This window comes from Rhodococcus sp. NPDC019647, from assembly GCF_044389235.1.
Lineage (GTDB): Bacteria > Actinomycetota > Actinomycetes > Mycobacteriales > Mycobacteriaceae > Rhodococcus_F > Rhodococcus_F oxybenzonivorans.
Genome location: NZ_JBIRXS010000001.1, coordinates 461328 through 479922, shown reverse-complemented (window position 1 = coordinate 479922; position 18595 = coordinate 461328). Strand labels below are relative to the sequence as shown.

Genomic DNA, 18595 nt, shown 5'->3' with positions numbered 1-18595 from the left:
GATTGCTGGCCTCGTCGAGTCCGCCCCGCGACTTACGTGATGGCGCGCACTTCGGGGTTGTCGGCGGCGGCTGCGACGGCTGCGGCCTCCTCGAGCAGATCGGCAAGATCGCGTGGATAGACAGCTTCACCGGCAGCCGTCAGTTCCCGGACACAGTCGGCAGTACACCACCGGTGTCCGGTGATGGTGCGCTCCTCGAGTTCTGTGAACCCGCCATGGTGAGGTTCGAAACCCTCCGTCTGCAGCGCGAAGAACAGTTCCTCGGAGCGAATCAGCTCACCGCCCCAGGAGAAGATCGCCACCCGGCGCCACATCGGGCCGCGAAGCGACTCCGCGGAAGCGGTGTACCCGGTCTCCTCGGCGATTTCCCGGACCGCCGCAGCACGCAGGTTCTCCCCCTTTTCGACCGCGCCGCCGATCGTGAACCAGTAGTAGGTGTCGGGAATCTCCGGATCGTGGCCCCTCAGCAACAGCACACGGCCCCGCTCGTCGAGCAGCACCACCCGCGCGGACGTGCGGACGGAGTCGAGCGACAAACCGTCGGTGACCGCCGCAGCCGACGCCCGTTCCGTGATCTCGAAATAGGTGGGTAGCGGTGCGGTGCCGCCCAGGTGTAACCACCGAACGGGTCTGCGGGTACGTAGTGCCAGGGTGTCCCGCACGGCGTCGTTGTGGAAACGGCGCGCGATCAGGACCCTCGCCTCCGCGTCCGCGAGTTCCGCGACGAGCTGAGGTCTGAGATCTTCGGGATCGAGCAGCGAGAGCGCGCTGGACAACGCGTTTTCCGCGCTTTCGCGTTCGGTGCGCTCCGACCGCTCGGCGCGGGCGGCCAGGGCAGTGAGCCTCCTTGCCTCGGGTGGGTCCATCGCCGCAGCCGCAGCCCGCACGACCACCGCCCGACGGGCCAGCGCGGAGTCGAGGGCCTGCCAGGACAGATCGGAACGCACGTGCAAACGGTCGAGGCGGTTGGCCGTTCCGTAGGCCCACAACCCGATCACCAGAACGACCACTGCCACGAGGGCCAGAACGAAGATGGTCAGCGCGGAGAAGGTCACGATCCGACCTCGTGGACGCCGTCGCGCCCGACGGTTACCGTCTCGTACACCCGCAGAATCTGTTCGGCTACCACCGGCCAGTCGTATTCGGTGACGACCGTCCTCCCGACCTCGGTCAGTGCGGCACTGCGCGCCGGGTCGCCGAGCACGGAATCGATACCCTCGGCGAGCGCCGCGGAATCACCCACCGGCACGAGCACACCCGCCTGCCCGTCGCGGAGGACGCGGCGGAACGCGTCGAGTTCACTCGCCACCACCGCGGCGCCGGCCGCCATCGCTTCCACCAGCACGATCCCGAAACTCTCCCCGCCCAGATTCGGGGCGCAGTACACGTCGGCACTACGCAGAGCCGACGCCTTCTCGGCGTCGCCGACCTGGCCGAGGAGGCACAGGTGTCCGAACAGCGGGCCCGCCTCACGACGTAGGCGGTCCTCGTCTCCCCGGCCGACCACCAGCACCTGCAGCTCCGGGTACTTGTCGACCAGCGCGGGAAGCGCGCGCAACAGCACCGACATGCCCTTGCGCGGCTCGTCGTATCGCCCGAGGAACACAATGGTCCGGCCCGGGCGGGGGTAGCCCGGCAACGGTTCGGCGTTCGCGAAGGCCCCCACGTCGACACCGTTGGGGATTTCGACGGCGTCCGACCCGAGCGATTCCACCTGCCATCGGCGCGCCAGTTCCGACACCGCGATCCGTCCGCTGATCCTCTCCAGGTAGGGCTGGAGGACTCCCTGAAAGGTGCTGAGCACCAATGATTTCGTCGTCGACGTGTGAAAGGTCGCCACGATCGGTCCCTCGGCCACCCGCATCGCGAGCATCGACAGGCTGGGCGCATTGGGTTCGTGGATGTGCAGGACATCGAAGTCGTTGTCGGAAATCCAGCGCCGCACCCGCGCGCTCGCGGCAGGTCCGAAACTCAACCGGGCCACCGATCCGTTGTACGGAATGGCCAGCGCCCGGCCGGCCGACACGACGAAGTCGGGCAATTCGATGTCGTCCGAAGCGGGGGCCAGGACGCTGACCTTGTGCCCGCGTTCGATCAACACCTCGGCGAGATCTACGACGTGGGCTTGTACCCCGCCCGGAACGTCGAACGAGTACGGACAGACCATGCCGATCTTCACGGGCTCTCCATACGCGTGAGTCTCGCCTGCGACAGGTCGGACAGCCAGAGCGGCTGCAGCATGTGCCAGTCCTCCGGGTGCTGGGCGATGTTCGCCTCGAACCGTTCCGCCAGCGCCTGGGTGGCCGCCGCCACCCCGACTGACGTATCGATCGGGGGATCGATCCGGAAACCCCACCCGTCCTCGGTGAACCAGCAGTGCACGGGCAGGAGCGGAGCACCGGTGTCGACCGCCAGCTTCGCCGGACCTGCGGGCATCCGCGTCGGTTCCCCGAAAAATGTGACGGGAACGCCCTTCTTCGCGAGATCGCGTTCACCGAGGAGGCACACGATTCCGTTGTCGCGCAGGCGCGCCGACAGTTCGACGAACGGAGGATGCTCTCCCCCGCTGAGCGGGAAGATCTCGAATCCCAGCCCTTCGCGGTAGTCGACGAAACGCTGATACAGCGACTCCGGCTTCAACCGCTCGGCCACGGTGGACAGCGCGCCCCAGTGCTGCACGCACCACACCCCGGCCATGTCCCAGTTACCGCTGTGCGGCAATGCGAGTACCGCTCCGCGGCCCGCGGCTTTCGCGGCGTCCAGATGCTCCTGTCCTTCGATGAGGGCGTCGAGAGCCGCCCCGGTCTTCTCCAAATCCATGCCCGGCAGGCGGAACGCCTCCCGCCAGTACCGCGCATAGGACCGCAGCGACGCACGCACCAGCGACTCCGGAACCTCGTCCGGAGTCACTCGCAGCACGCGAGCAAGGTTGCGGCGCAACTGTTCAGGACCGCCGCCTTTGCGTGCGGCGAAGTCGGCACCCGTGTCGAACAGGGTGACAGCGACTCGCTCGGGCAGGGCGCGGACCAGCCGCCAGCCGGCCGCGTAGCCGAGGTCGGCGACCCGTTCACCGAGGCTCACTGCGCCGTCGCCTGTCCGTCTTCGGGCGTCGTGCCGGGTGCCGGCAGCGGGAGGACGTCCCGTGCGCCGGCCGACCCCCGCACCGCCAGAACCCGCTGGAACACCGTGAGCACGCTGCCCGCAGCGAGGAGCCACATGGCGATGTGGATCGCCCACGGCACGCCGAGCCCGGTGACACCGGCCCCGATGAGGACGATGACCAATCGATCGGGTCGTTCGATGAGTCCGCCGTCCGCGGACAACCCGCTCGCCTCGGCGCGGGCCTTGGCGTAGGAGATCACCTGTGAGGTGACCAGGCACACCAGAGTCGCGATCACGAGCGGCTTGCTCGCCTCGTGGTACACGGCCCACCAGGCGAGACCGGCGAAGATCGCACCGTCCGCCACCCGGTCACAGGTGGCGTCGAGGACGGCGCCGAATCGGGTTCCCCCACCACGGGCCCGGGCCATCGCGCCGTCCAGCATGTCGAACAGGACGAACACGGTGATGACAACCGCACCCCAGAACAGATGTCCGCTGGGAAACAGCACGACCGCCCCAGCCACGGTCGCGACGGTCCCTATCACTGTGACCGAATCGGGGGTCAGCCCGGTCTTGACCAGAGCCCTCCCCAACGGCGCGGTCACCTCGGACACCGGTGCCCGTCCGAAAAAGCTCAGCACCTGCCCACCCCGTTCATCACGTTCTGCCACCGACCCTGCACGGAGGAGTGTGCGACCCCCGCGTCATTCATCTATCGAGTCATTCATTCCAAGCCTTCGCCAGCAGACCGCGGGTCTCGCGCAACAACTGTGGCATGACCTTGACGCCGGCGAGGACCGTGATGAAGTTGGCGTCCCCACCCCACCGGGGAACCACATGCTGATGGAGATGTTCAGCGAGGGAGCCGCCGGCGGCGGCCCCCAGGTTCAGACCCACATTGAAACCGTCCGGCCGCGACACCCGCTTGATGACGCGCAGCGCCTGCTGAGTGAAGGACATCAGCTCGGCGCTTTCTTCCTCCGTGAGGTCCTCGAGCGCGGCGACCTTGCGGTAGGGCACGACCATCAGGTGACCAGGGTTATACGGATACAGGTTGAGCACCGCGTAGACGTGCTCGCCGCGCGCGACGATCAGCCCGTCCTCGTCGTTCATTTTCGGGATGTCGGTGAACGGTTCGTTCGGAGTGTCCGGAGACTTCGGCGCCTCCGCGATGTACGACATGCGGTGCGGCGACCAGATCCGCTGCAGATGGTCCGGCTGACCGGGACCACGATCGACGAGACTACCGGGACTGTCTCGCATCCCGTCGGCGGTCACATCATCCCCTCCTGCCATGTGGTTCACCCTCTCCCACCGGGTTGGAGCAGCTCCGCGGTCGGGGACGCGTTCTCACGACGCGCGACCCATTCGGTGACGATCCGAACGGCATCGTCGACGGCCACACCGTTCACCTGAGTGCCGTCGCGGAAGCGGAAGCTCACGGCACCCGCCTCGACGTCGCGGGCACCCGCGAGGAGCATGAACGGCACCTTCTGCGCGGTGTTGTTGAAGATCTTCTTCTGCATCCGGTCGTCGCTCGCGTCGACCTCCGCGCGGATCCCCGCCGCCTTCAACTGCTTCACCACGTCGAAAAGATGATCGGCGAACGCTTCGGCCACCGGGATGCCCACCACCTGAACGGGAGCAAGCCAGGCCGGGAACGCACCTGCGTAGTGCTCGGTCAGCACACCGAAGAATCGCTCGATGGACCCGAACAACGCGCGGTGGATCATCACCGGCCGCTTCTTCGTGCCGTCGTTCGCCGTGTACTCGAGGTCGAAGCGCTCGGGCAGGTTGAAGTCGAGTTGAATGGTCGACATCTGCCAGGTTCGGCCCAGGGCGTCCTGCACCTGCACCGAAATCTTGGGACCGTAGAAAGCGGCACCCCCGGGGTCGGGCACGAGGTTCAGCCCCGACGCCTCGGCGACCTCGGCCAGTGTCTGCGTGGCCTCTTCCCACACCGCGTCGTCACCGACGAACTTGTCCGGGTTCTTGGTGGACAGTTCCAGGTAGAAGTCGTCGAGCCCGTAGTCCTTCAGGAGCCCGAGAACGAACTGCAGGGTGGTGGCCAACTCGTCGCGCATCTGCTCGCGGGTGCAGTAGATGTGCGCGTCGTCCTGTGTCATGCCGCGCACGCGGGTCAACCCGTGTACGACACCCGACTTCTCGTACCGGTACACGGAGCCGAACTCGAAGAGCCGCAACGGCAATTCCCGGTACGACCGTCCGCGGGACCGGAAGATCAGATTGTGCATCGGGCAGTTCATCGGCTTGAGGTAGTAGTCCTGGCCCGGCTTGCGCACGGTGCCGTCCTCGTTCAATTCCTCGTCGATGTGCATGGCCGGGAACATGCCGTCCCGGTACCAGTCGAGGTGACCCGACACCTCGTAGAGGTGCCCCTTCGTGATGTGCGGAGTGTTGACGAACTCGTAGCCCTCATCGACGTGCCGCTTGCGCGAGTAATCCTCCATCTCGGTGCGGATGATGCCGCCCTTGGGGTGGAACACGGGCAGGCCCGAGCCGAGCTCGTCGGGGAAACTGAAGAGATCGAGTTCGGCGCCCAACTTCCGGTGATCGCGCCGTTCCGCTTCGGCGAGCAGCTCGAGGTGCTGTTCCTGGGCCTCGGCCGATTCCCAGGCGGTGCCGTAGATCCTCTGGAGATCGGCGTTGTCCTGGTTACCTCGCCAGTAGGCGGCGGAACTGCGGGTGAGCTTGAACGCGGGAATGTGCTTGGTGGTGGGGATGTGCGGGCCACGGCAGAGGTCGCCCCAGATCTTCTCCCCCGTGCGCGGATCCAGGTTGTCGTAGATGGTCAGCTCGTTGCCGCCGACTTCCATGACCTCCGGGTCGTCGATGCCCGACTTGTCGTCGATCAGTTCGAGCTTGAACGGTTCCTTCGCCAACTCCGCGCGAGCCTCGTCGAGAGAGTCGACGACACGACGAGAAAACCGCTGCGAGGCCTTGATGATCTTCTTCATCCGCTTCTCGAGGTTCGCGAGATCCTCCGGAGTGAAGGGACGATCGACCGAGAAGTCGTAGTAGAAGCCGTCCTTGATGGGCGGACCGATGCCGAGCTTGGCCTCGGGGAACTCCTGCTGCACGGCTTGCGCGAGGACGTGCGCCGCGGAGTGGCGGATGACGCTGCGCCCGTCCTCGGTATTCGCGGCCACCGGCTCGACGTCGGTGTCCACGTCCGGCACCCACGACAGGTCCTTCAGCTGACCCTCGGCGTCACGGACCACGACGACGACGTCCGGACCCTTGCTCGGGTAACCGGCTTCCCGAACCGCGGTTCCGGCCGTAGTCCCTGCGGGCACCCGGACAAGGGCGGCGGGGGCGACGGATGCGGGCGTGGTCACAGCGATGTTCTCCTAGGTGAGGTATGCGGTGCAGACATGAAGAATGTGCCAGCCCATGCTATCGGCCCAGCTGTGCTACCCAACCATGCGTCCGCTAGAGGGGGCTCTCCAGCCACGGGTAGTCGAGGCCGACCCACGTCCCGACCAGACCGAACGTTCCCAGTAACCACAGGGTGGCCAGCACGATCAAACCCGTCAGTACCGCGCCGGCACCCTTGACGAGCAGCGACTGCCGGGAGAACCAGTCCATGAACGCGTCGTACTTCGTCCGCGCGAAACGAAGCAGTCGATGAGCCCACTCGAACTCGGACGCCAGGATGCCGAGTCCGGCAAAAACGATCAGCCATCCAGGACCGGGATACGGAATTGCCAGCACGCCGGCGACCAGCACCAAGGCGCCGATCACGCCGACGGCGATGCGGTAACCGAGGTTCAGACTCGGCTTGGCGGCGATCCGAGCGCGCCACCGCTTCCAGCGGCTCTCCGCCTCCTGGAACGGCGACAGGTCGGAATCCTCCGTGTCGACAGGGTCGGGACCCTCGGTGTCAATTGGGTCGGACCCCTCCGTGTCGGCCTTGTCGGCACGGTCGGCCTCGTCCGGCCGGACTTCCCCGGTGCTCACGATCTACCTGCCCCTCGTGTGTCGACCCAGTGTGAACGGCAATCCGTGACGAAGCAGGCACGGAGGCGCGAGTGAAACTGCCATCGTCCACCCTACCCAGTGCCCGCCGCACGGTCGCGCCGTCAGGTCCGGTCTAGCCCTTCACACACACGACCTGCCGCAGGTGTGCCACAACCTCGACCAAATCGGCCTGCGCATCGATCACCTGCTCGATGTCCTTGTACGCGGCCGGGATCTCGTCGATCACCCCTGCATCCTTACGCGACTCGACGCCGGACGTCTGACGCCTCAAGTCGTCGACCGTGAAACGCTTCTTCGCCTTCGTACGGCTCATGGTCCGACCGGCGCCGTGCGACGCGGAGTTGAAGGACAGTTCCGACCCCAGTCCGCGCACCACGTACGAACCGGTACCCATGGAACCGGGAATGAGACCGAGATCTCCCTTCCCTGCGCGAATAGCACCCTTGCGGGTCACGAGCATCGTCTCCCCGTCGACGACCTCCTCGGACACATAGTTGTGGTGACACGAGATCGGATCGTCGAAACGGACGGGCCGAGTCGGCAGAGCGTCCCGGAATGCCTGCATGATCAGGGCGAGCATGACGGCGCGGTTGCGGGCCGCGTACTCCTGGGCCCACGACAGGTCGTGGCGGTAGGCGTCCATCTCGGGTGTACCTGCGAGGAAGACCGCCAGATCACGATCGACCAGCCTCTGGTTGTGCTGCAACGTCCGCGCCACGGCGATGTGTCGCTCGGCCAGTTCCTTCCCGATGTTGCGGGATCCGGAGTGAAGCATGAGCCACACCTCGTCTGCGTCGGACAGACACACCTCGATGAAGTGATTCCCGCCGCCGAGCGTTCCGATCTGCTTCATCGCCTTCGATTCACGAGACTGGACGCCCGGGTGCAGATCGCGGAACTCCTGCCAGAAACGCGTCCATCCCTTGTCGACGCCGGCGCCGGACACCGAGAGGGCACCGGGGTCGAGTGACTTCTCGTGCATGGCGAACCCCACCGGAACCGCACGCTCGATGCGCGCGCGCAGCGACCGCAGACTGTCCGGTAGGTCGTCAGCGGTGACATCGGTCCTGACCGCTGTCATGCCGCAGCCGATGTCGACCCCCACGGCGGCAGGTGCGACAGCCTGACGCATCGCGATGACGGAGCCGACCGTCGCGCCCTTACCGACATGGACGTCGGGCATGACGCGGACACCATGGACCCACGGCAGGTCTGCCATGGTGCGGAGCTGGGCAAGTGCGGCCGGCTCTATGGTCCGTTCTTCCGCCCACATCAAGGTCGGCGCGGCAGTGCCTTCGAGGGTGACGGGAAACATTCGACTTCGATCCTTCGACAGCGGCCACCGCGGGTGCGGTTCGGCCTGCCCTGTCATTGTTCGCCGTTTCCGTGTACCCGGACAACCGAATATCGGCACGTGAGGGCACACAGAAGAGGGCGTCTCCGAATTCCCGGAAACGCCCTCTTCGTGTTCTCGGTGGTCCCGGCTGGGATCGAACCAGCGACCTCCCCGGTGTGAACGGGACGCTCTTCCACTGAGCCACGGGACCGAGGCACGCCACATGCTCGCGCTCGAACGAGTTGGAACATTAACACGACGGACCGGCCGAACGAAAATCACGCCGTGGTGATTCGCGGTCACCCGCACACACCACCGCTTTCTGTATGCGTCCCGAAGCCCGGCAGCACTCATGACCTGCAGATTTGTAACTAACAGGCATGGTCGGCTAATGTTCTCAACCGCACCACGGAGAACATTCTCCGCGAGTTACACGGTGCATGCGGACGTGGCGCAGCTGGTAGCGCACAACCTTGCCAAGGTTGGGGTCGCGGGTTCGAATCCCGTCGTCCGCTCGAGAGGTTGGACTCAACCTTCACGGTGGAGTGGCCGAGTGGTGAGGCAACGGCCTGCAAAGCCGTGCACACGGGTTCGATTCCCGTCTCCACCTCGCGCGATTAGCTCAGCGGGAGAGCGCTTCCCTGACACGGAAGAGGTCACTGGTTCAATCCCAGTATCGCGCACCGAGATAGATCGTAGGACTGTAGTACTTGCACGACAGTGAACTCCCCCGGACTCGGGGGTTTTCACGCATGCGGACGTGGCGCAGCTGGTAGCGCACAACCTTGCCAAGGTTGGGGTCGCGGGTTCGAATCCCGTCGTCCGCTCCATTTCTTCTCGATCTCGCGCGATTAGCTCAGCGGGAGAGCGCTTCCCTGACACGGAAGAGGTCACTGGTTCAATCCCAGTATCGCGCACCATCTCTTCGGTCCATCCGAAAAGACGTTCCCAGCGGTTCGGCCCCGGTCATACGACCGGGGCCGAACCGCGGTCTGTCACGCCGAGTGCACCCTGTTTGCGCCGGAAATCATCGCGCGCAGCGCCGACTCGGTGTCGGATTCACCGATTCCCATCGTCCACAATCGCACTCCCCGCGCCTCGCACCTCAGGAACGTTGCCGTGCGGTGCCCGATTCGATGCTGGTGGAAGGCGAGGATCTCGATCGAACATCCGGCGTCGTAGAGCATCGACGTCATCGCGGACACCGGGCCCGGCGCGAGTGCGCTCATCGTGCAGATCGATTCTCCGATACCCAAGGTGGCCTCGAAGACCCACTGGCCTGGGGCGGCTTTCTTCTCGGACCATCGACCGAGGCGGAACGGGCCGGACATCGGCGCATACAGGCTCTCGAACGCGGTCCAGCTCATCCCGGCCGCCTCGTCCGCGAATTCGCGGGGGAGCGGCTTTCCGTGACGCGTCGCGAAGGGATCGGCGGCGCTGCTCGACGTGTGACAAGTTGTGGCAAACGAAGTGGAGGTGCTCATTCTCGTGGTCTTCCTGAAAGTGAAGGGAGGACCAACGCGTAGCTCAACGACCCGCAGCGAGGGGTCGGTCCGTATCAGACCCCGCTACGGCGGAGAACTACGAGAATGCGCTGCATGGGAAGACACTTTAGGCGAGGACCGTCCCGAAGGACAACCTGCCACCTCATCGAGGAGTTCGGCTGCATATCTTCCCGGTGACGAAATCGTTATCCACGGGCCTGGAACGTGAGGAAATCCTCATGTATCGTCGAACGTGCCATCCACCCCCCCGATGGCAATGAGCCCCAGCCATGACCCCCCATCCAAGGCTGGGGCTCAGTCTTGTTCCGGGTCTCCTCCGTCGAACAAAGTCCCGCTCACCGACTCGGGCTGCCATTCCTCCTTGCGCCGGACTCTGCGCAGTCGACAACGAAGCATCGCATACGGTCGGTTTCACACGCCGCACAGGGCGTGGCAGATTGCGGTGAGGACGCAGCTGCGGGACAGTACGCACATAATGGTGAAGAACAGGAAAGACGCGGTGACTGAACGGTGACGGTCGAAATAAATTCCGCGGGGATATGGGACTCCGAGGCGATCGCCGACGTAGCGGCGGCGACGTTTCCGCTCGCCTGCCCACCTGGCGCCACCCAGGACGACATCGCCACCTTCATCGATGATGTGCTGTCGGCCGAACGATTTTCCGAGTACCTCACCGACCCGCGCCGAACCGTGCTCAAGGTGACCCACGAAGGCGCCATCGTCGGCTATGCAATGTTGATCGACGGCGAACCTGCAGATCCCGAGGTGGCCCGGAGCGTGTCACTGCGTCCGGTCACCGAGATCAGCAAGCTGTATGTGCTGCCGGGCAACCACGGCACCGGAGTCGCGTCCGCGCTGATGAACGCCATCGTCGAGCGCGCCGTCGCCGGGGATTGCGCGGGACTGTGGCTCGGAGTCAATCAGGAGAACCTGCGCGCCCAGCGTTTCTACGAGAAGCACGGCTTCGAGACCGTCGGGACGAAGACCTTCCTGGTGGGGTCACAGCTACACCACGATTTCGTGATGCAGCGGGCCCTCTGAGCCTGCCGGCTCAGTTCGCGGCTACCTCGAAGCGCGACAACGCGAGGAGCCGTGAGGTGGCGCGGAGATACTTCTTGCGGTACCCGCCGGCGAGCATCTCGGGCGTGAAGATTGAGTCGAGCTTCGCGCCCGCCACCGTGACCGGGATGCTGGCGTCGTACAGGCGGTCCGCGAGAACCACGAGCCGCAGAGCCACCGACTGGTCGTCGGCCGGATGGACACCGTCCAGGAACACTGCCGGGATGCCCTCGACCAGCTTGTTGTATCGCGACGGGTGCAGGGTGCTCAGGTGGGCACACAGCGCATCGAAGTCGTCGAGTGTGGCACCGGGGATGGCGTCGGCACGCTCGAGGAGCTCCTCCGAGGAGATCGGGTCGGGCGCCGGCGGCAGGTCGCGGTGCCGGTAGTCGGGGCCATCCACCCGGATGGTCTCGAAGATCGAGCCCAGTTTCTTGATCTCCCGCAGGAAGTCCTGCGCTGCGAAGCGCCCCTCACCGAGCTGGCCGGGAAGGGTGTTCGACGTCGCGACGATGGACACACCACGCGCGGACAGCTCGGACAGCAACCGGGACACGAGCATGGTGTCACCCGGATCGTCGAGTTCGAACTCGTCGATGCACAGGACACTGTGGTCGGAAAGCTGCTCGACCGCCTTGTTGAACCCCAGCGCGCCGACCACGTGGGTCAGCTCGACGAAGGTGCCGAATGCCTTCGGCGACGGGACGCTGTGGTAAATCGACGCGAGCAAGTGGGTCTTGCCGACGCCGAACCCACCGTCGAGGTAGAGACCGGCACCGGTGGACGGCGTCTTCTTCCCGAAGAGGCCACGTCGGCCGCCGCTGCGGATCTTGCCGACCTTCTTCGAGAACTCCTCGGCCTTCTGCACAGCCACGGCCTGGCTGGGCTCGGCGGGGTCGGGGATGTACGACGCGAAGCTCACCTCGTCGAACATGGCCGGGGGCACCATTTGAGCTACCAACTGATCAGCCGGCACCACGGGGCTGCGATCGACAAGACGTGCATGCATACAAGCAGGGTATCCACGTGTTGTGATCACTAACATGCAGCGTGTACATATTGCGACCTACCTCACATCGGACTCCGGGCAGCCGGGCACGGATACCGGTGAAGTGACCGGGGACGCCTTGCGTGAGCTGTATGCGTACCCGGTGGAGATGCCGCGACCGTGGGTGCGGGCGAATTTCGTGTGCAGCATCGACGGAGCCGTCTCTGTCGACGGTGTGAGCGGAACGCTGGGAACGCCCGCCGACAAGAAGGTGTTCGACACCCTTCGGGAGGCGGCCGACGTCGTCCTGGTGGGAGCAGGAACCGTCCGCGCCGAAAACTACGGTGGCGTGCGAATCGACGCAGACGGCAGGCAACGCCGTATCGCATCGGGATTGTCCGCCGTCCCGCCGATTGCGGTCGTCTCGGCACGGGCACACCTCGACGCCGACGCCCGACTGTTCACCGACACCGAGGTCGCGCCCATCGTGATCACCTGCGCTGCCGCCGATCCGGTTCGGGTGGCTGCCCTCGCCGAGGCCGGTGCTCACGTCGTTCGCACCGGCGGTTCGGAGATCACAGGTCCTGAGGTGATCGCCGCAGTGGAGGGACTGGGACTGCGCAGAATTCTCTGTGAGGGCGGGCCGAGCCTGTTCGGACAGCTCGTGGCCGACGACCTCGTCGACGAACTCTGCCTCACCACGGCACCCGTCCTGGTGGGCGGAACCGCCGGGCGCATCGCCACCTCCCCCCACGTCGCCACGGTCTCGATGACACCTGCGCACGTCCTCGCCGACACCGACGGCACGGTTCTGACACGCTGGGTGCGGCTTCCCCGCCCGTGAAGGAACCTGGCAGGCTGTCCGGCATGCGCAGATTGGGGTTGCTCGCACTGGTTCTCGTGGTGTGCAGTGCGTGTGGAGCCGGACCGTCGAACCGACCGCACGTCGCCGTCGAACGCGAGGGTGGCGGCAGCGAACCCACCCCGACAGAATCCCAGAACGCCGACGCTCCCCCGCCCCAGTTGCAGGTTCCGAAGACGGACCTCACGTGGACGGACTGCACCCAGGGCACCCTCGAAACGCTGGGCCCCGGAGTGGTGGCGCCTTCGGGTCTGATCTTCGAGTGCGCGTCGTACGAATCGGCCGTCGACGAGAGCGGAGTCCTTCCCGGATCGTTCACAATGGGCGCGATGCGGGCGCGACTCGCGGACACCCCGGCAAACGCTGCCCCCCTCGTCCTGACGTCCGGGTCGGACCGGTCGTCGACGTCGACGCTCGCCGCGCTGAGCACGGGAGGGTTGGCGACTCTGCTCTCGACGCGTCCGGTTGTCGCCGTCGATCGCCGCGGAATCGCGTCGTCACAGAAGATCGAATGCCTTTCGCCGCCGACCTCCGACCTTCGGCGCAGGCTGGCCGACCTGGGACAATTCGATCCGGGTGCCGGCGACCAGGTCGACAAGGTGGCCGCTCTCGGGCGAGATGCCACCATCGCCTGCACTGATTATCTGCAACCGCAAGACCTCGCCTTCGACAGCACCCACGCCGCAGATGACATCGAAACGCTGCGTCGCACGTGGGAGGTCGACTCCCTCGGGATACTGGCCACCGGAAACGGGAGCGCCGTTGCATTGAGCTATGCCGCCGAATACCCGGGACGGGTCGGCCGGCTCGTCCTCGACTCCCCCGCGGTGACCACCGTGGACGCCGCGACAGTCACCGAGCAGCAGGTGGCCGGACAGGAAGCGGCGTTCGACGCCTTCGCCCGGCAGTGCACCGCATTGAACTGTTCCCTCGGCCCCGACCCGCGGGCTGCGGTCACCGCAGCCGTTGCCGCGGCCGCGGCCGGTCGGATCCCCGGGGTGTCGTCGAATGCGCTGCTCACAGCGATTTCGGGGGTGCTGGGCACGGCCGGAGGTGACCAGCAGGGCCGGGTACGCATGTTGTCCGACGCCGTGTCGGCCGCCACCGCCGGCAACACCGCGCCGCTGCTGGCCCTCGCAGCGCAGGCGGAGGCGGCCTACGAGTCCGACGGCCAGTTCATCACCCGGTGCACGGACGGGCAGCAGTGGCCTGCCCCGGACCGCGTGCGCCAACTCCAGCGCGTGTGGGGTGAGCAGTTCCCGTTGTTCGGCCCCGATGCGGCCGTGGGCCTCCTGCTGTGCACGTCCTGGCCTGCGACTGCACCGCCCGCGCTCCCCGGTGACCTCTCGATGCCCGTGCTCGTACTCAGCGGCGCGGCCGACCCCGTCGTCGGTAACGCCGGCGTCGGCACCGTCACCGGAGCAGTGGGCAGCGCGGGCGCCACCACCGCCACCCTGACGTGGCACGGCCGGGGTCACCCGGCCACCCACTCGGACTGCGCGCAGAAGGCCATCGTCTCGTATCTCGCCGACGGAACACTGCCACCCGACGGCAGCGCCTGCCCCGCCTAGACGGTGACCGGGCCCGACACCCGCAGGGGGTGCGTGACCGCACGTCACGGCTAGCCGGTGTACCGTGCCGTGGTGTTCCTTCGACATCTCGAACCGCGCACCGGGCGGACTCCTCACGAGGTCATCAACTTCGCGTTGTGGCCAATCGCCGTCATGACCGTGCTGCATCGAGTGGTTGTCAAGGCGGTCAACGGCTACATCACCGACGACTTCCGGCCGGTCTACAACGCCGCCCTGGCGTTCCTCAACCGCCGCCCCGTCTACACCGCCAACTTCGACTGGGTGGACCCGCACTACCTGTATCCGCCGTCCGGAACGCTGCTGATGGCACCGATCGCGATCATCGATCCCGAGAAGTCGCGGTGGCTCTTCATCCTGGCCAACACGATCGCCATCGTCATCGCGTTGTACCTGCTGTTGCGGTTGTTCGGCCTCGGCCTGAACTCGATCGCCGCCCCGATCCTCCTCTTCGCGACGTTTTCGTCGGAAACCGTCACGAACACGCTGGTCTTCACCAACATCAACGGTCTGGTGCTGCTCGGGGAGATCGCGTTCCTGGTGCTGCTCATGAAGCGACGGGACATGTGGTCCGGCGTCGCCATCGGCCTGACGTTCGCGGTGAAACCGATCCTGGCGCCACTTCTCTTACTTCCTCTCGTCCGCGGGCAGTGGAAAGTGTTCGTCACCGCCCTCGGCATCCCCCTCGTCCTCACCGCCGTGGCGTGGCCGCTGTCGGCGGATCCGATGGACTTCGTTCACCACACCGTTCCGTACCTGATGGAGTCGCGCGACTACTTCAACAGCGCGATCGTAGGCAACGGCAGGTACTACGGTCTCCCGACGTGGATGATTTTCACGCTCCGTGGAATTTTCGCCGCACTCGTGGCGGGGTCCCTGTGGCTGCTGTACCGCTACTACCGGCACGACGAACTGTTCTTCGTGGTGACCACGTCCGGAGTCCTGCTGACCGCGTCCTGGCTGCTCGGTTCGCTGGGCCAGATGTACTACTCGATGATGCTGTTCCCGCTCGTCATGTCGGTGGTACTGAAGAACTCGGTGATGCGAAATTGGCCCGCGTGGCTGGCGGTGTACGGGTTCCTCAGTTACGACAGTTGGTTGTCGGGACGGTTCGTCGAGGCAGGCCGCACCGCCGAATACATGAAGACCACCCTCGGGTGGAGTCTGCTGTTGATCGTCATCTTCGGGGTGCTCGCAGTCCGCTACCTCACCGCGAAGCGTGAGGGTCGGCTGGACCAGGGCATCGATCCGGCGTTCCTCCTCGAACCTCGCCCGAAGACCCCGTCGACGGAACCCGAGCTCGAACCGGAACCGGAACCGGAACCGGAGTCGGCTGTCGCCAAGTCGTAGCCGTCTCGCCGCGCGCTCCGGACCCGCGAACGCGAAACGTATTAGCGTGGAGCCATGAGTTCGCAGCAGAAGGATCCCACCCAGTCCGCACCGAAGGTCGTCCTCTCCGACAGTGAATGGCGGGAGAAGCTGACGCCCGAGGAATACGCGGTACTGCGGCAGGCCGGAACCGAACGTCCCTACGTGGGTGAATACACCGACACGACGACCGAGGGTGTGTACCACTGCCGCGCATGCGGCGCCGAGTTGTTCCGCAGTACCGAGAAATTCGAATCCCATTGCGGGTGGCCGTCGTTCTTCGACCCCGCCGATTCCGATGCCGTCATTCTCCGCGAGGACACATCGCTGGGTATGCGCCGCGTCGAGGTCATCTGCAAGACGTGCCACAGCCATCTCGGTCACGTCTTCGAAGGCGAGGGCTACCCCACCCCGACCGATCAGCGTTACTGCATCAACTCCATTTCGCTGGTCCTCGAGCCGACCGAGAAGTGATCGTCGGCGGGTCGAAGGCGCGAATCGGCGGCAGCTCGTCCAGATAGCGTTCGATCTGCACCAGCACGTGCTGGCCCGTGCAGCCGCGGGACAGTGAAGAACTGCCCACGTCCGCGGTCAACACGTTCGGGTTGCCGTGCACGCACAGCGACTCCGGGTCGGTGGGGTCGAGCGGGTCGTACCAGGCACCCGTCGACAACTGCACCACGCCTCGCCGGACACCGTCGTCCACCACGACACCGGCGAGGCAGGAGCCGCGATCGTTGTAGACCCGGACGACGTCACCGGCGACGACGCCGCGAGCCGCGGCATCGTCGGGGTGAATCCGGAGCGGTTCGCGGCCCTTGATCTTCGATTCCCGGCTGGTCGCGCCGTGATCAAGTTGGCTGTGCAGCCGACTCCGCGGTTGATTGGCGATCAGGTGCAGCGGATACTGCTGTGCTCGATCGCCACCGAGCCATTCCTCCGGCTCGTACCAGCGTGGATGGCCGGCGCAGTCCGCGTAACCGAAGCTGTCGATGTCTGCCGAGAAGATCTCGATGCGACCGCTGGGTGTCGCGAGCGGGTGCGTGGCCGGGTCGGCACGGAAATCGCCGAACAGCACGAGGTCGTCTTCGGTGCGCATCCGCACCTGCCCGTCTGTCCAGAAGTCGTCGAAGCTCGGCGCCGGGCCGCCGTCCGCCCGGACGAATCCGCGCCATTGTTCGTAGAGGTGCTCGAGCCATTGCTGCGACGAGCGTCCCTCGGTGAACTTCTCGCCGGCACCCAGCCTGCGGGCGAGCGCGCTGAAGGTGTCGTAATCGTCCTGGGCATCGGCGTACGGGTGCACTGAGGCGTGCATGGCGACGAGCAGCGGGTCGTTGCGGGTGCAGCTGATGTCGTCCCGCTCGAGCGACGTGGTGGACGGCACCACGATGTCGGCGTGCCGTGCCATCGGGGTCCAGTACGGCTCGTGGACCACGATCGTCTCGGGGCGTGCCAGGGCCCGCCTGAGCCGGCCGAGATCCTGATGGTGGTGAAACGGGTTGCCCCCAGCCCAGTACAGCATCCGGATATCCGGATAGGTCAGCCGCTGACCGTCGTAGTCGAAGGGTGCTCCCGGATTCAGGAGCATGTCCGAGACCGCCGCCACCGGGATGAAGTCCGGGACCGGGTTGAGTCCCTGCGGCAGGGTGGGCAGGGGGTATGGCACGGGTGCGAGGCCCGGCTCGTTCATCGAACCGTAGCCATGGCCGAAGCCCCCGCCGGGCAGACCGACCTGTCCGAGCATCGCGGCAAGAGTGACGCCCATCCACGGCGCCTGCTCCCCGTGCCGCACGCGCTGCAACGACCACGTGACGGTCACCATGGTCCGGCCCGCCGCCATCCGTCGCGCCAGTACCACCAGTTCGTCCTCGGCGATTCCCGAAATCTGCTCCGCCCACGCCGGCGATTTGGGCACTCCGTCGGAACGTCCGAGCAGGTACTCCTCGAAACGGTCGTAACCGACGCAATGGCTTGCCAGGAACGCCGTGTCGTGCAGGCCTTCCGTCGCCAGAACGTAGGCCAGGGCGAGCATGATGGCGACATCGGTGCCGGGGACGGGTGCGTGCCGTTCCGCGGCACCGTGGAGGTCGTCACGCAGCGGACTGAAGGACACGATGCAGCCACCGCGACGCCGGAGCGCGTCCAGCGCGCCTCGTGTCGGGTGGTCGCTCGTGCCGCCGTGGTTCACTCCGGTGTTCTTCAGCGGGACACCGCCGAAGCACACCAGAAGTTCGGTGTGCTCGGCGATGACCTTCCAGGACGTCGACCGCGCGAACAACTTCCAGTGCGTACCGACGACGCGGGGCATGATCACGCCCGTCGCACCGAGTGAGTAACTGTGGACGGACCGTGTGTAGCCACCGAGCGAGTTGAGGAACCGGTGCACCTGACTCTGCGCGTGGTGGAACCGCCCGGCGCTGGCCCATCCGTAGGAGCCGCCGAAGATCGCGCTGTTGCCGTACGTGTCGATCACTCGGCGCAGTTCGCCCGAGAGGCGCTCCGTCAGCTCTTCCCAATCGACGGACACGAACTCGTCCGAGCCTCGGGCACTGCTGGAGCCGGGTCCGTTCTCGAGCCAGCCGCGCCGCACGGCGGGGCCGGTGATGCGGGCCTTGTTGCGGACCGAACCGGCGATGTTGCCCAGCGCCGGCGACGGGTCCGAGTCACCCGAATACGGGTGAACCGCGACGACCTCGCCGTCCGACACCTCGGCCTCGAACATCCCCCAATGGGACATGTGCTGGTAGCGGACCCCGCGGTCCGCCTCGTCGACGTCACTCATGG

At 66.0% G+C, this 18595-nt stretch carries 16 protein-coding genes and 6 tRNA genes; 10 read left to right on the top strand and 12 right to left on the bottom strand.

The features are described from left to right. Positions 1-32 precede the first annotated feature (32 nt). From ACH49N_RS02355 to ACH49N_RS02315, 9 genes are all read right to left on the bottom strand, one after another. The gene (locus ACH49N_RS02355) at positions 33-1055 is read right to left on the bottom strand and encodes an NUDIX domain-containing protein (protein ID WP_159926443.1); all 1023 of its coding nucleotides are present in this window, start codon (positions 1053-1055) and stop codon (positions 33-35) included. Then, the gene (locus ACH49N_RS02350) at positions 1052-2179 is read right to left on the bottom strand and encodes a glycosyltransferase family 4 protein (RefSeq protein WP_159926441.1); all 1128 of its coding nucleotides are present in this window, start codon (positions 2177-2179) and stop codon (positions 1052-1054) included. The genes ACH49N_RS02355 and ACH49N_RS02350 overlap by 4 nt, the downstream gene beginning before the upstream one ends. Further along, the gene (locus ACH49N_RS02345; protein ID WP_358270317.1) at positions 2176-3081 is read right to left on the bottom strand and encodes a phosphatidylinositol mannoside acyltransferase; all 906 of its coding nucleotides are present in this window, start codon (positions 3079-3081) and stop codon (positions 2176-2178) included. The genes ACH49N_RS02350 and ACH49N_RS02345 overlap by 4 nt, the downstream gene beginning before the upstream one ends. Next, a complete protein-coding gene (pgsA, locus tag ACH49N_RS02340) occupies positions 3078-3743 on the bottom strand; it encodes a phosphatidylinositol phosphate synthase (RefSeq protein WP_358270738.1) in 666 nt (221 codons plus the stop codon). The genes ACH49N_RS02345 and pgsA overlap by 4 nt, the downstream gene beginning before the upstream one ends. 79 nt (positions 3744-3822) lie before the next feature. Next, entirely contained in the window at positions 3823-4398 is a 576-nt protein-coding gene (locus ACH49N_RS02335; protein WP_109330588.1) for an HIT domain-containing protein, read from the bottom strand. Positions 4399-4403: 5 nt separating this feature from the next. Continuing rightward, the gene (thrS, locus tag ACH49N_RS02330) at positions 4404-6461 is read right to left on the bottom strand and encodes a threonine--tRNA ligase (RefSeq protein ID WP_159926437.1); all 2058 of its coding nucleotides are present in this window, start codon (positions 6459-6461) and stop codon (positions 4404-4406) included. Between the two features lie 94 nt (positions 6462-6555). Continuing rightward, a complete protein-coding gene (locus ACH49N_RS02325) occupies positions 6556-6966 on the bottom strand; it encodes a TIGR02611 family protein (RefSeq protein ID WP_358270740.1) in 411 nt (136 codons plus the stop codon). 250 nt (positions 6967-7216) lie between these two features. After that, positions 7217-8419, bottom strand: a complete 1203-nt coding sequence (locus tag ACH49N_RS02320; protein WP_358270319.1) for an RtcB family protein — start codon at positions 8417-8419, stop codon at positions 7217-7219. A 160-nt stretch (positions 8420-8579) separates the two neighbouring features. Continuing rightward, positions 8580-8651: transfer RNA gene (locus tag ACH49N_RS02315), tRNA-Val, on the bottom strand. Between the two features lie 231 nt (positions 8652-8882). Between ACH49N_RS02315 and ACH49N_RS02310 the strand changes: the two genes are divergently transcribed. From ACH49N_RS02310 to ACH49N_RS02290, 5 genes are all read left to right on the top strand, one after another. Then, positions 8883-8955 (top strand) — tRNA-Gly (locus ACH49N_RS02310). A 24-nt stretch (positions 8956-8979) separates the two neighbouring features. Continuing rightward, positions 8980-9050: transfer RNA gene (locus ACH49N_RS02305), tRNA-Cys, on the top strand. 1 nt (position 9051) lies between these two features. Further along, positions 9052-9123, top strand: a tRNA-Val gene (locus tag ACH49N_RS02300). A gap of 71 nt (positions 9124-9194) precedes the next feature. After that, a tRNA-Gly gene (locus ACH49N_RS02295) sits at positions 9195-9270 on the top strand. A 15-nt stretch (positions 9271-9285) separates the two neighbouring features. Further along, positions 9286-9360: transfer RNA gene (locus ACH49N_RS02290), tRNA-Val, on the top strand. A 75-nt stretch (positions 9361-9435) separates the two neighbouring features. Here the strand turns inward: ACH49N_RS02290 and ACH49N_RS02285 are convergent. Further along, positions 9436-9924: a 2-isopropylmalate synthase gene (locus tag ACH49N_RS02285; protein WP_358270321.1), complete on the bottom strand. Its 489-nt coding sequence runs from the start codon at positions 9922-9924 to the stop codon at positions 9436-9438. Positions 9925-10455: 531 nt separating this feature from the next. Here ACH49N_RS02285 and ACH49N_RS02280 point away from each other — a divergent pair. After that, complete coding sequence (locus tag ACH49N_RS02280) at positions 10456-10986, top strand: GNAT family N-acetyltransferase (protein WP_109330596.1); 531 nt, start codon at positions 10456-10458, stop codon at positions 10984-10986. A 10-nt stretch (positions 10987-10996) separates the two neighbouring features. Here the strand turns inward: ACH49N_RS02280 and zapE are convergent, their stop codons facing one another. Further along, on the bottom strand, positions 10997-12013 hold the full coding sequence (zapE, locus tag ACH49N_RS02275; RefSeq protein WP_109330598.1) for a cell division protein ZapE: 1017 nt from the start codon (positions 12011-12013) through the stop codon (positions 10997-10999). Between the two features lie 34 nt (positions 12014-12047). Here zapE and ACH49N_RS02270 point away from each other — a divergent pair, with 34 nt between their 5' ends. From ACH49N_RS02270 to msrB, 4 genes are read left to right on the top strand one after another with little or no spacing between them, the layout of a single operon-like run. After that, entirely contained in the window at positions 12048-12836 is a 789-nt protein-coding gene (locus ACH49N_RS02270) for a pyrimidine reductase family protein (protein WP_358270323.1), read from the top strand. A 23-nt stretch (positions 12837-12859) separates the two neighbouring features. Continuing rightward, on the top strand, positions 12860-14425 hold the full coding sequence (locus ACH49N_RS02265; RefSeq protein ID WP_358270325.1) for an alpha/beta hydrolase: 1566 nt from the start codon (positions 12860-12862) through the stop codon (positions 14423-14425). A 57-nt stretch (positions 14426-14482) separates the two neighbouring features. After that, positions 14483-15793, top strand: a complete 1311-nt coding sequence (locus ACH49N_RS02260; RefSeq protein ID WP_358270327.1) for a glycosyltransferase family 87 protein — start codon at positions 14483-14485, stop codon at positions 15791-15793. Positions 15794-15847: 54 nt separating this feature from the next. Beyond that, entirely contained in the window at positions 15848-16285 is a 438-nt protein-coding gene (gene msrB, locus ACH49N_RS02255) for a peptide-methionine (R)-S-oxide reductase MsrB (RefSeq protein ID WP_109330604.1), read from the top strand. Here the strand turns inward: msrB and ACH49N_RS02250 are convergent. After that, entirely contained in the window at positions 16245-18593 is a 2349-nt protein-coding gene (locus ACH49N_RS02250) for a molybdopterin-dependent oxidoreductase (protein WP_358270329.1), read from the bottom strand. The genes msrB and ACH49N_RS02250 overlap by 41 nt on opposite strands. Positions 18594-18595 lie beyond the last annotated feature (2 nt).

Bases quoted from the DNA above. Each gene is read 5' to 3' on its own strand.
- ACH49N_RS02335 (WP_109330588.1), bottom strand. From the start codon at position 4,398: ATGGCAGGAGGGGATGATGTGACCGCCGACGGGATGCGAGACAGTCCC.
- ACH49N_RS02320 (WP_358270319.1), bottom strand. From the start codon at position 8,419: ATGTTTCCCGTCACCCTCGAAGGCACTGCCGCGCCGACCTTGATGTGG.
- ACH49N_RS02285 (WP_358270321.1), bottom strand. From the start codon at position 9,924: ATGAGCACCTCCACTTCGTTTGCCACAACTTGTCACACGTCGAGCAGC.
- zapE (WP_109330598.1), bottom strand. From the start codon at position 12,013: ATGCATGCACGTCTTGTCGATCGCAGCCCCGTGGTGCCGGCTGATCAG.
- ACH49N_RS02270 (WP_358270323.1), top strand. From the start codon at position 12,048: ATGCAGCGTGTACATATTGCGACCTACCTCACATCGGACTCCGGGCAG.
- ACH49N_RS02265 (WP_358270325.1), top strand. From the start codon at position 12,860: ATGCGCAGATTGGGGTTGCTCGCACTGGTTCTCGTGGTGTGCAGTGCG.
- msrB (WP_109330604.1), top strand. From the start codon at position 15,848: ATGAGTTCGCAGCAGAAGGATCCCACCCAGTCCGCACCGAAGGTCGTC.
- ACH49N_RS02250 (WP_358270329.1), bottom strand. From the start codon at position 18,593: ATGAGTGACGTCGACGAGGCGGACCGCGGGGTCCGCTACCAGCACATG.